This window comes from Exiguobacterium sp. s91, from assembly GCF_018618915.1.
Lineage (GTDB): Bacteria > Bacillota > Bacilli > Exiguobacteriales > Exiguobacteriaceae > Exiguobacterium_A > Exiguobacterium_A abrahamii.
Genome location: NZ_JACSMZ010000003.1, coordinates 96,893 through 108,626, shown reverse-complemented (window position 1 = coordinate 108,626; position 11,734 = coordinate 96,893). Strand labels below are relative to the sequence as shown.

Below are 11,734 nucleotides of genomic sequence, written 5' to 3'. Positions count from 1 at the left end.
CACCTCTCCTAACGAGGTGTCATTTCGGTCTTGCCAGCCGTACTGTCACAATCCGCACTATTGATTTGATTTCATCTTAAAGGAGAAAAGAAAGCGTTGTCAATACTTAATGTTCATTTTTTTGAATCTGAATATCGACCTCAACACCGTAGTGATCGGAAACGACGGGACCGTGAATCCCATCGAATACGACCCCGACGCGTTCGACGTCAATTTTCCGATTCGATAAGACGAGATCGATCCGCAATCCTTGTTGATTGTCTTCCCATCCATCGATGTTGCCATTGATCGTCTCAATTCCGACCGTTTCCTTAGCTAGCAGGAAGACGTCGTGTAATCCTCGTTGCATCATATAGTCATAACCTGTATTTCGTTCTAAGGCATCGTTGTTGAAATCACCGAGGAAGAATGTCCATTCGAGTGGATCCATCCGGGCCATCAAATGATTGAATTGTTCCTGGAACGGTTCGACTTCATCTGCCCACCAGCCAAGATGGCATGTATTGAACGTAATCGGTGTACCGTCGACTTGGATCGTCGCACGGACGATTTTTCGCGATTTCCAATCGAATGTATCTTGACTGCGGCTGACATAATAACTGTCCGATTTTAAGATTGGGTGTTTCGTCAAAAGAGCGAGTCCTTCTTCATACTTATCATAGCCGATATGAGCAAAATCCCAGACGAGGGAGTAGGTTTGACCTTGTTCTTTTAACGCTTGCTGGATTAAATAGGCAAAGTTATCGTTGCGCACATCATCATAGACGATGGGTGTATCCATCAATTGACTCACTTCTTGCAGTGCGACGACATCATAATCTTGAGCGAGAATTTGTTGAACGATCTGGTTTAATTTTTCGAGTGGCTGTTCTTCCTGCCACGAATGACAGTTTAGTGTGAGTAGACGCATGAGTGGTCCTCCTGATTTTTCAAATAAGAAAGGTGAAACTCTTATAAAAGAGCTTCACCTTTAGGTAGTTCCCTAATCTCGCAGGTTTATGCGCCGATCCGGTCTTGGATATCTGATTTTAAGATATCGGCTTTTGGACCGTAGATGGCTTGCACGCCATTGTTCTTAAGGATCAGACCAAGTGCACCGTTTGCTTTCCAGTCTGCTTCTTTTGCAACAAGCGCTGGATCTTTGACAGTGACACGAAGACGCGTCATGCAGGCATCGACGTCCTCGATGTTTTGCTGTCCACCAAGCAAATCGATGATTTGTGAAGCTTGCGAACCGTCGGCAGGAGCTGATGTCGCAGCAGCCTCACCTGAAGCTTCAGTTGTAGATACGTTGATATCGTCAAGATAGTTCCCGTTACGACCTGGTGTCGCATAGTTGAACTTCTTGATGACGAAACGGAACGTGAAGAAGTTCAAGAAGAAGAAGAACACACAGACACCGATGAAACGAATTAAATCACCAATTAATCCAGCTTTTGCAATCAATGGAATCCGCGTCAAGAGTTCGATCGCACCGAATGCGTGAATCCGAAGATGCATGACATCTGCTAGTGCGAAAGCAACACCCGTGAGCACAGCATAGATGACGTAAAGAACAGGAGCGATGAACATGAACATGAATTCGATTGGCTCCGTGACACCTGTCAAGAAAACTGCAAGTCCAGCAGATAAGAAGACAGGTTTGTATGCTTTCTTCTTATCTTCATCAACTGACATGTACATTGCGACAGCGATACCGATCAATGAAGCAAGTGATGTGACGACTTGTCCTTCTTTAAAACGAGCAGGAACGACACTGTTGATCAAGTCATTGTATCCTTGTGTGTTACCGGCTTGTTTTAAATTAACGAGGTCAGTGATCCAAGCTAACCAAAGCGGATCTTGACCAGCAACCGTCGATCCTTGAGCAGCACCTGTCAGGATTTTGTACGTTCCACCGAGTTCCGTGTAGTTCATCGGGACAGTCAACATGTGATGAAGACCGAACGGAAGTAATAGACGCTCGAGTGTACCGTATACGAACGGTGCAATGATCGGTGCAGAATCACGTGAAGAGGCAATCCAGCGACCGAAGTCATTCAATAAGCCTTGAACGAACGGCCAAACGAGTGATAAGGCGAATGCTGCAACGACTGATCCACCAATGACGACGAATGGTACAAAACGTTTTCCGTTGAAGAATGCAAGCGCATCTGGCAATTTACTGAAGTTATAAAATTTATTAAAGAGAACGGCACCAAGGAAACCAGAGATGATTCCGACGAATACTCCCATGTTGAGAGCAGGTGCCCCTAAAACTGAAGTGAAATAATCTTTTACGATGAGCTCAGAACCAAGCAATGAATCGACCGTTGCTTTTGGGTCTGCGATCATGTCAGCGTTGACACCGAAGATAGCTCCTGTGACACGGTTGATCAAAATGAAGGCGAGTAACGCTGCGAACGCACCACCAGCACGTTCTTTTGCCCATGACCCACCAATCGCGACGGCGAATAAGACATGAAGGTTCGTAATGATAGCCCAACCTAAATCTTCAACGATTCGAGCAATCGTTTGCATTAACGCAATATCGCCTCCATACATGCCGATCAGTTTCCCGACCGAGATCATGATTCCTGCAGCAGGCATAACCGCGATGACGACCATCAAGGCTTTACCGAGTTTTTGCCAAAAATCGAACGAAATAGCATTTTTCAAGATCATTCACTCCTTTTGTATCTCTTTTTCTCTAATATGTGTGTAAGAACAGTGCAATAATGTAAGCGATTAATGCAACCGTTTGCATATAGAATTGTAAGCGATAACTTTTTAAAAAGCTAGTGTTTTACAAGAAAAATATTTGAAATTTTATTTTGATTAGAAATTGATAGTTCGGAAAGGTATTCAGATTTTAAAAAAGTGGGAATAAGACTACAGTGAACGTTGTTTAGTTTTAAAAGAAGAAAGGATGTTTGAAGCGGATGAAAGAAGGGATTCAACCGATCGGACAGTACGGACAGCGGATTCGTACATTACGAGAACGTCATCAGTTAGATCAAAATACATTAGCAGAGTTAACTGAGACGACACCTGAGATGATCCAGCGTATTGAAAGTAGCATTGCCCATCCCTCATTTTCAATGATTGAGCGACTGGCCCGTGTCTTACATGTCCCTTCGGATCACTTAATTCGGCATATCTGGCCACCTGAGGTCATCCGTCAGCATGATAGCCCGTCCTTGATCGACCTTCCATCTAGTTGATAAGCATCAAAAAAGAGGAACAAGGGGATTTCTTCTTGTAGATTGTAGACAAATGGGCTGACTCAAAAAATGACGCGTCTTTTCACGCCCTTTCCTCAGGCGAGACACAAGCCAGTTTTCCCGCTCTATTCGAGCAGAAAAACGGGTCTTGTTTGTCTCTGACAGCGCAAAATCGCGCTTTTTCCTGTAGGAGTGGCGTGTAACGCGTCATTTTTTTATATCGAAAGAACAATCAGAGAAGCGCTTTGTTCACTCGGCATCGATTCCTTGGGAAAAACAAGCAAGAGCGACCCTGCAGCGAAGTGAAGCGGCGCGATGCTTGTCCCAGGAAAACGATTCGAGACGAACAAAAAAGCGCAATCCTTCTCGTTAGAGAAAAATTGCACTTTGCCTTCAGTCTCAAAGGGATTTCCCCTTGTCCCTCTTTTAGTCGTCTTAACGATTATCGATCGTTTCAGGATAGAGATCGTGATTGAATAGACGATGCTCTGCCATTTGTTCGTATTTTGTACCAGGCTTCCCATAATTGTAGTACGGATCAATTGAAATTCCACCGCGTGGCGTGAATTTGCCCCATACTTCAAGATAGCGAGGTTCCATCAATTTCACGAGATCCTTTCCGATAACGTTGATGCAGTTCTCATGAAAATCACCGTGGTTACGGAAGCTGAACAAGTACAACTTCAGTGATTTTGATTCGACGAGTTTTTCGTCCGGGATGTACGAGATGTAAATCGTCGCGAAGTCCGGTTGATTCGTGATCGGGCAAAGACTCGTAAATTCTGGTGCATTGAATTTCACGAAGTAATCATTTTCTGGGTGACGGTTCGGGAATGCTTCGAGTACTTCGGGTTGGTATTCAAAAATGTATGGAACGGCTTTTTGGCCAAGTAACGATAAGTCGTTTAAATCTTCAGGGCGCATAAATCATTTCTCCTTAGACGCCACGATCGTTCGCGAAAACGAGGGCGTGTAGTTGTGGTAGGACGCGCGCATGATTGAAGCGTTCATCACGGGCGACGCGTTCCCAAAGTGTTTTTAAATCGTGTAGCATGCGTGGAGCGATCGTTCCTTCTTCATGCGGATCAGGATTACCGAGCGATAGATAAAGTGTCTTTAGCGCATATCGTTCTGAAATCATCGCTGCGAAGTCGAGGTCTTCCTCATTAAAGATGACGATTTTAACAGCACGCTGTTGTTCCGGTAAACGTTTAAAAAAGACATCCAAGCGATCGAAATCAATCTTCATCCCACTTGAAGGTGGTTTAGGGCTAAGTGTGACGTCATCGATATCAAGCAACCAATTTTGCCAGTAGGAGCCTTGTGTCTCGACGGACATCGTGATGTTTCGTTCTTTTAGTGCCGCAACCAGTGTGCCGATTGATGCATGAAGTAACGGGTTCCCACCAGAAATCGTGACATGTCCGTAAGAGCCGAGTGCATCAAGACGTTCTATAATCGTCTCTGCCGTCAAGAGTTCAGGTTTTTCAGAACCATCCCATGTGAAGGCGGAATCACACCACGAACAAGAGTAATCGCAACCACCGGTCCGGACGAACATCGTCTTTTGACCAATCGATCGTCCTTCTCCTTGAAATGTTGGTCCGAAAATCTCGAGAACCGGAATTTTTGGTGTTTTTGTTAAGGCACTCATGCTTCGTTCATCCACTCACGACGGACTTCAGCAAAAGCAGTCGGTGTCTCATAGAGCTTAACGAATTCGACACGAAGTCCACGCTCGTCCGGAAGGTGTTGTCCGAGCGTCTCGAAAATCCAGGCTGCCATGTTTTCAGCTGTCGTATTCATGTATGGTAACGATTCATTCAGGTAGCGGTGATCCAACAGTGGTTCGAGATGTGTTTTGAAGATTTTTTTGAGGTCACCAAAATCGAGTGTCATACCGCGGTGATCCAGAAAACCGCTGATTCCCATATCGACATGGTACGTGTGACCATGAAGGGCACGGCATTTTCCATCATAATCATATAGGTGGTGCGCTGCGTCGAACGTCAGTTTTTTAACGATCATGACGCGAGATTTCGTATAGATAAGCGAGTCGCCAGTCGGGCGCTCGACCGTTTCAGGTGCTTCGTAATTGAATGTCATGTGTGTTGAACCTCCTTGATGTATGCATCTAAGCCATTTTTCCGTAATTCACAGGCTGGGCATTCGCCACAACCATCTCCAATGACGCCGTTGTAACACGTCAACGTGCGATTTCGAACGAAATCAAACGCACCGAGCGAATCGGCAAGCGCCCACGTCTCTTTTTTGTCGAGCCACATGAGTGGCGTATGAAGTACGAATGGATAGTCCATCGCAAGGTTCAATGTCACGTTGAGTGACTTGATGAAGGCATCACGGCAGTCAGGATAACCGGAAAAGTCCGTTTCACATACGCCAGTGACGATATGACGGATTCCGCGTCCTTTCGCAAGGACGGCTGCGAACGAAAGAAACAGGTGATTTCGTCCATCTACAAAAGTAGAAGGAAGACCATCTTCATTCGTCGTGATGGTTTGGCTGTGGTCAGTCAAAGCGTTACTCGTCAGTTGACTGAGAAGAGAGAGATCAAGCTCATGGTGTTTGACACCAAGCTCAGAGGCGATGTCGCGTGCGACTTCGAGTTCTTGTGCATGACGTTGTCCGTAATTAAACGTCACGACTTCGACTTCTTCGTATTGTTTCAGTGCCTGAAACAAACAAGTCGTTGAGTCTTGGCCGCCACTAAAGACGACAAGAGCACGTTCGTTTTTCATAATGTACACTTCCATTCCTAGTTTTTGTAACGGAGGAGGTTACGAACTCCGGAGACATAGTCTCAACTATTCACACTAGCAGAAGCCATTGAAAAAGTCGACGTTTTCTGATGAAGACAAAAAAAGAGATGCGTATCGTCGATCGGACGGTACGCATCTCTTGTAAGAAGATTAAAGTGGATAGTGATAGTAGCGTTCTTTGACGAGTAGATCTCGAATGTTCGAATCTTCCGAGATGACTTTCATCAGACCACCTGTTTGTGAAGCGTGCGCTTCGAGTGCCTTGATCTTTTGATCCGTATAGGCACTGACATCATGAATGAACGTTCCTTCCCCGAGCTCTTCTTTCGTATTGTTCGCGAAAGCGACCGCAAGAAACTCTGGGCGATCAGCAGGATCCATCATCCGAAGGGCACGAACGACGGCACGAGCTGTCGCTTCATGATCGGGATGGACCGCGTAACCCGGATAGAACGAAATCAAACGAGTTGGTCGTGTCTGTTGAATCAAGGAAAGAATACGGTCAGCAAGTGCCGCTTCATCCTCGAATTCAACGGTCTTATCACGAAGTCCCCACATTTGGAGATCCGAAATCTTCATTTTTGCAGCAGCATCGATCAACTCACGTTTACGAATCGTTGCGAGCTGTTCCCGGTTCGTAAAGACAGGGCGTCCCATGTTACGTCCCATCTCACCAAGCGTCAAACAAGCGTATGTGACAGGACCACGGTTTTCAGCGTGCTCGATGATCGTACCGGCAGAACTGAAGGCTTCATCATCCGGGTGAGGGAAGACGACGAGTAAATGATCTTCGTGTGTCATGCGTCTACCTCCTCTGCGCCTTGAGCGAATGGTGTCGGGCTAAGTTCAAAAGCAATCGCAAGACGTCCTTCGATATCGTGACCGGCAATCAACAATTGATCCCCAGCAAATTCGAAGTCAGTCAATCCTTCACCGTATAACCAGCCGTGTGCAAGTTTCAAACCAATCCGGTAAGGTCCGTTTCCTGTGATCAGACCACGTTCGTAAGTGATTTCCGCATTACGGAAAAACATCCCTGCGCTATGGAAAGTTGGATCTTGGTGCGTCGCGTAGGCACCGTTCGTCGTCTCGACGTGTACATATAACGGTGTATTCGCATGTTCGTCGATATAACGCTGTATTTCTTGTAAATCAATGGCTTGCATAAACTTTTCTCCTCTCCTATACAGAAAGAAGTCCGCGGATATCGCGGACTTCTTAAGCGGATCAAGACTGGACTGTACGATGTGCAGCGTGGTCAGTTGGTCCGACGTATTCATTCAAACGGAATGAATGACGAATCGCGGAAGTGATGAAAGATTTTGCTGTACGGACAGCAGCTTCTACCGATGCACCTTTTGCGAGTTCGGCCGTGATTGCTGCAGAGTACGTGCAGCCAGCACCGTGCGTGTACGGTGTCTCGATTCGTTCGTCCTCAATCAGGATAAACTCTTTTCCGTCATAAAGCACGTCAACTGCTTGTGGATGGTCAATCTTGCTGCCACCTTTGACAAGAACGTATTGCGCACCTTTTTCATGAATCCGCGCTGCTGCAAGTTTCATCTCGTCGATCGTTGCTGGTGTTTTACCAAGACCCGACAGTTGTCCGGCTTCGAAGACGTTCGGTGTGACGACCGTCGCAAGTGGTGTCAAGACATCACGAAGTGCGTTTGCTGTATCAGGGTTCAGCACTTCGTCTTCGCCTTTACAGACCATGACAGGATCGATGACGACGTTTTGAACGCCGGATGATTTGATTTTCTCAGCTACGGCTTCAATGATTTCGACAGTCGGGAGCATACCCGTCTTCATCGCATCAACACCAATACCTCCAAGGACCGTGTGGATTTGTGTCCGGACGAGTTCTGTGTCGATTGGGTAAACCGCATGGTGCCAAGAGTGATCAGGGTCTTGGGCGACGATGACCGTCAAAGCATTCATTCCATAGACACCAAGTTCTTGGAATGTTTTCAAATCAGCTTGAATACCAGCTCCACCGCTCGTGTCGGAACCAGCAATCGTTAAGGCTTTACGTTTTGTCATGGGGCATTCCTCCTAAAGAAATAGACAATCCTTCTTGTTCTTCATCATAGCGAATTATGGGAAAAACAACAACTATCGACGCTTCTGACGTACACAAAACCCCACCTCTTTTGAGTAGGCGGGGCAAGTACTTATTTAATGAATAAGAAGTCGAGAATATAGTAGATCAAGGCAGCGAAAGCCATCGAAATTGGCAATGTGATGACCCATGTAATGAGCATACGTTGTGCTGTTCCCCACTTTACACCTTTCTTACGGTGTGATGTACCTACACCCAAGATGGCAGAAGAGATGACGTGTGTCGTCGAAACCGGAAGATGAATCGCTGTCGCTCCAAAGATGATTGCTGCTGATGTTAAGTCAGCTGCAACCCCGTTGACTGGACGGATTTTCATGATTTGACCACCGACGGTCTTGATGATCCGCCATCCACCGACAGATGTTCCGAGACCCATCGCGATCGCACACGAGAGTTTAACCCAAGTCGCAACTTCGTGATCTGTTTGATAACCAGATGAGATCAAAGCAAGCGTGATGATCCCCATCGCTTTTTGTGCGTCGTTCGTACCGTGTGTATACGACTGCAAAGCAGCGGTTGCAATTTGAACATGACGGAAGCGACGATTCGTCTTCGCCAAGTTCCCTTTTTTGAAGATGACTTTAAAGATTGCATAAACGATGAAACCGAGTGTGAATGCGAGCACTGGTGAAATGAGCAAGGCTTGAACGATTTTCAAGAAGCCTTTTGCTTCGATTCCTCCGAATCCGACAGAGGCAACAGCGGCACCAGCAATCGAACCGATCAGTGTATGCGAAGAACTTGACGGAATACCGAAGTACCAAGTCAAAAGGTTCCAGGCAATGGCTGAAATCAAGGCAGCGATGACGACGTAGCTACCATGTTCAAGTGTTGACGGGTCAACGATGTCACCAGAAATCGTTTTTGCGACTCCAGTGAACGTGATTGCACCTAGGAAGTTCATCGATGCAGCCAAGATGATGGCATGACGTGGTTTCAAAGCACGAGTCGACACCGAAGTCGCGATCGAGTTCGCTGTATCGTGGAAACCGTTGATGAAGTCGAAGCTAAGTGCGAGAATCACGATTATGGCGGTGATGATAAACAGGCTATCCATCTCGTTAGCTCCTCACTTAAGCGTTTTTCATGATGATCGTTTCAATGACGTTAGCTGCATCTTGGCAGTAGTCCGCGATTGATTCGAGCGATTCATAGATTTCTTTATATTGGATGATTTTGATTGGATCTGTTTCTGTTGCGAACAATGCTTTGATCGATTTACGGCGTAGGTTGTCACAAATCGTCTCTTGTTCTTTGATTTTGATGACGTGTTCACGCATCGGTTGCAATTTACGTGCAACAAGAAGATCCATTGACATCGCGAGTTCTGTGACAGCGATGTTGATTTCATCGACGAACTTGATCATGTGCTCGTCTGCTTGAACGATATTGTAGATTTCGAAGATCGCTGAACATTCTTCAAAGCCGTCTAAGACGTCATCAAGTGCGTTAGCAAGTGCGAGTAAGTCTTCACGGTCGATCGGCGTGATGAACGCATTGTTCAAGTCGATGATCAACTGGTGCATCAAATCGTCCCCAGCTGTTTCGAAGTCTTTTACTTTATGTGCAAATTCTTTTACATCCGCGATGCCGTTGATTTTAAAGTCAACGAAGAATTGCGAAGTCGTTTTTAAGTGTCCTGCGATTTCGGATAATTTCACTGCGAATGGATCTTGTTTTTTACTAAACATTTCTTCTGCCTCCATATTAAGAACAAGAATAGAATAGTGAAGTAACTTCACGAGTTCGATTGTAGCAGACGGTATTGTAAAAGAATACATTTATGAAGCGTCTTTACGAAATCTTAATAAATCTTAATATGAAGGCGATTGTAGATTTAATAAATTGTCTGACAATGTAAAAAGTGAAGTGTACTTGATTGAAATGAGTTGGATTACGTTGTGGTTGCAAGAGATTGTCTTGTGATTGTAAGAATAAAAGCGCATCAGAAGTGGGAAAAGAGGATATGGTGCATGAAAATCGAATGATATGATTAAGTCTGCGTAATCAGGTAAAAGAGGAGGATTTTATTATGCTCGTACAAAGTTTATGTATTCCGAAGCATCAATGTGTCACGATTTCCGAGACAGCGACGATTCGTGAAGCACTCGACACACTTGAAAAAACCGGATACCGCTGTGTCCCGGTCCTTGATCAATCAGGACAGGACTTCAAGGGCAACATCTATAAGATGCACATCTATCGGCATGGGATGAATGGTGGCAGCTTAGACGACAACGTCATGTCGCTGATTAAGAATACATCCAAATACATCTATACAGGAAGTAATTTCTTTGAAGTCTTCTTCTCAATCAAGGAATTACCGTATATCGCTGTCTTAAATGACGATGGTCATTTCTTCGGTATCCTACCTCACGGAAAAATGCTTGGAATGCTTGAAGAAGCGTGGAACCGTGATTCTGGAAGTTACGTCCTGACTGTAGCCCTAAGTGAACAAAAAGGGGCACTTGAGAAAATCTCGAAGATCGTCAACAAATATTCAACGGTCGCGAGTCTGATGACACTCGATGCGAAGAGTAGCGTCATGCGTCGTGTATTGATTACATTACCGACGGATTGTGACGAGAAGACGAAGAAAAAAATCGTCAAGAAACTTGACGACAAGGGACTTCGTGTCGTTGCTGTCGAAGATTTAGCCGTTCGTGTATAATGGACCCGCACAAGACCAGTTCATGACTGGTCTTTTTTTGAGGGAAAGGAAGGATAGATGATGAAACTATTAATAGTAGGAGCCGGTGCGATGAGTGAGGCACTCGTTCAAGGATGGGTCGCTTCTGGATTTGCACGAGAAGATATCACGATGACGAATCGGAGTGGTGGGGCACGCTTGACAGAAGTCGCAGCACGACACGGTATTCAAACGGTCGAGCAGGAGGACGTCTCCTTATACGATATCGTCATGCTGGGCATGCAACCCGATGGTGTACTCGACTATGTAGCGAATCAACAATGGACGAATCAGACGATCGTTTCGATTGCTGCACATATTACACCATATGAAATCGAACAGTTGGCAAAACGTCCGACAGTTGCTGCCATGCCAAATACCCCAGTCGCACACCGTTTAGGAATGACTGGACTATGGTTCGGCTCACGCGTGAATGAAGAGATCCGAAGTGTAGTCGAGGCATTATTTGGACGTGTCGGAGAAATTGCGGAAGCAAATGAATCGACGATGCCTGCATTCATGGCGGCAGCTGGATGTAGTCCTGCTTTCTTCTATGAAATCGTAGCTGGCATGGTGCCGGTTTTGACGGATGCTGGTTTTGAAGAAGAAAATGCACGCCGAATCGTTGCTCAAGCGATGAAAGGTTCGGCTGAAATTCTCATGCGCTCCGACGCAAGTACGGATCGTCTGATTGCTGATGTTGCGGCACCTGGTGGACCGACAGATCGTGGCGTCCAAGTGCTACGGGAGCATCACTTATTCGATACGATGCAAGCGGCACTACGAGAGAGTGCACGCGAAGCAGACGAATAATGGATTCAAAAGAGGCTGACTCAAAAAGAATGACGCGTCTTTTCACGTCCTTATCTGTAGAGACTGACATTTGAGTCAGTCTTTTTTTCGTTCACGAAAGTTTCACGTGAAACATAAACAAAGCGAT

Annotated in this window: 14 protein-coding genes; 3 read left to right on the top strand and 11 right to left on the bottom strand. The window is 45.8% G+C overall.

What is annotated here, in order from left to right:
* Window positions 1–106: 106 nt before the first annotated feature.
* Both KNQ06_RS13715 and KNQ06_RS13710 read right to left on the bottom strand, forming a co-directional pair.
* A complete protein-coding gene (locus tag KNQ06_RS13715; RefSeq protein ID WP_023469729.1) occupies window positions 107–910 on the bottom strand; it encodes an endonuclease/exonuclease/phosphatase family protein in 804 nt (267 codons plus the stop codon).
* Window positions 911–996: 86 nt separating this feature from the next.
* A complete protein-coding gene (locus KNQ06_RS13710; protein ID WP_023469728.1) occupies window positions 997–2,664 on the bottom strand; it encodes a PTS transporter subunit IIBC in 1,668 nt (555 codons plus the stop codon).
* Between the two features lie 257 nt (window positions 2,665–2,921).
* Between KNQ06_RS13710 and KNQ06_RS13705 the strand changes: the two genes are divergently transcribed.
* Window positions 2,922–3,203, top strand: a complete 282-nt coding sequence (locus tag KNQ06_RS13705) for a helix-turn-helix domain-containing protein (RefSeq protein ID WP_023469727.1) — start codon at window positions 2,922–2,924, stop codon at window positions 3,201–3,203.
* A gap of 435 nt (window positions 3,204–3,638) precedes the next feature.
* Here KNQ06_RS13705 and queF read toward each other — a convergent pair whose 3' ends face one another.
* The 9 genes from queF to KNQ06_RS13660 form a co-directional block, all read right to left on the bottom strand.
* Window positions 3,639–4,127, bottom strand: coding sequence for a preQ(1) synthase (gene queF, locus KNQ06_RS13700; protein ID WP_023469726.1), 489 nt, complete (start codon window positions 4,125–4,127; stop codon window positions 3,639–3,641).
* 13 nt (window positions 4,128–4,140) lie between these two features.
* Window positions 4,141–4,857, bottom strand: a complete 717-nt coding sequence (queE, locus tag KNQ06_RS13695; protein WP_023469725.1) for a 7-carboxy-7-deazaguanine synthase QueE — start codon at window positions 4,855–4,857, stop codon at window positions 4,141–4,143.
* Window positions 4,854–5,309, bottom strand: coding sequence for a 6-carboxytetrahydropterin synthase QueD (gene queD, locus KNQ06_RS13690; RefSeq protein ID WP_023469724.1), 456 nt, complete (start codon window positions 5,307–5,309; stop codon window positions 4,854–4,856). Before queD ends, queE begins: the two co-directional genes overlap by 4 nt.
* Window positions 5,306–5,962 (bottom strand): 7-cyano-7-deazaguanine synthase QueC, encoded by a 657-nt coding sequence (queC, locus tag KNQ06_RS13685; protein ID WP_023469723.1) that lies wholly within the window; start codon window positions 5,960–5,962, stop codon window positions 5,306–5,308. The genes queD and queC overlap by 4 nt, the downstream gene beginning before the upstream one ends.
* A 171-nt stretch (window positions 5,963–6,133) precedes the next feature.
* Window positions 6,134–6,784 carry a bacillithiol biosynthesis deacetylase BshB2 gene (gene bshB2 / locus KNQ06_RS13680; RefSeq protein ID WP_215085204.1) on the bottom strand — a complete coding sequence of 217 codons (651 nt, stop codon included), beginning with the start codon at window positions 6,782–6,784 and terminating at the stop codon, window positions 6,134–6,136.
* A complete protein-coding gene (locus KNQ06_RS13675) occupies window positions 6,781–7,149 on the bottom strand; it encodes a YojF family protein (protein WP_029342921.1) in 369 nt (122 codons plus the stop codon). Before KNQ06_RS13675 ends, bshB2 begins: the two co-directional genes overlap by 4 nt.
* A gap of 61 nt (window positions 7,150–7,210) precedes the next feature.
* Window positions 7,211–8,026 carry a pyridoxine/pyridoxal/pyridoxamine kinase gene (gene pdxK / locus KNQ06_RS13670; protein ID WP_023469720.1) on the bottom strand — a complete coding sequence of 272 codons (816 nt, stop codon included), beginning with the start codon at window positions 8,024–8,026 and terminating at the stop codon, window positions 7,211–7,213.
* Between the two features lie 131 nt (window positions 8,027–8,157).
* Window positions 8,158–9,162, bottom strand: coding sequence for an inorganic phosphate transporter (locus KNQ06_RS13665; RefSeq protein WP_023469719.1), 1,005 nt, complete (start codon window positions 9,160–9,162; stop codon window positions 8,158–8,160).
* 16 nt (window positions 9,163–9,178) lie between these two features.
* On the bottom strand, window positions 9,179–9,796 hold the full coding sequence (locus KNQ06_RS13660) for a DUF47 domain-containing protein (RefSeq protein ID WP_023469718.1): 618 nt from the start codon (window positions 9,794–9,796) through the stop codon (window positions 9,179–9,181).
* Window positions 9,797–10,137: 341 nt separating this feature from the next.
* On the opposite strand from KNQ06_RS13660, the gene cbpA reads away from it, so the two are divergent.
* On the top strand, window positions 10,138–10,776 hold the full coding sequence (gene cbpA, locus KNQ06_RS13655; RefSeq protein ID WP_023469717.1) for a cyclic di-AMP binding protein CbpA: 639 nt from the start codon (window positions 10,138–10,140) through the stop codon (window positions 10,774–10,776).
* 60 nt (window positions 10,777–10,836) lie between these two features.
* Window positions 10,837–11,607 (top strand): pyrroline-5-carboxylate reductase family protein, encoded by a 771-nt coding sequence (locus KNQ06_RS13650; RefSeq protein WP_215148574.1) that lies wholly within the window; start codon window positions 10,837–10,839, stop codon window positions 11,605–11,607.
* Window positions 11,608–11,734 lie beyond the last annotated feature (127 nt).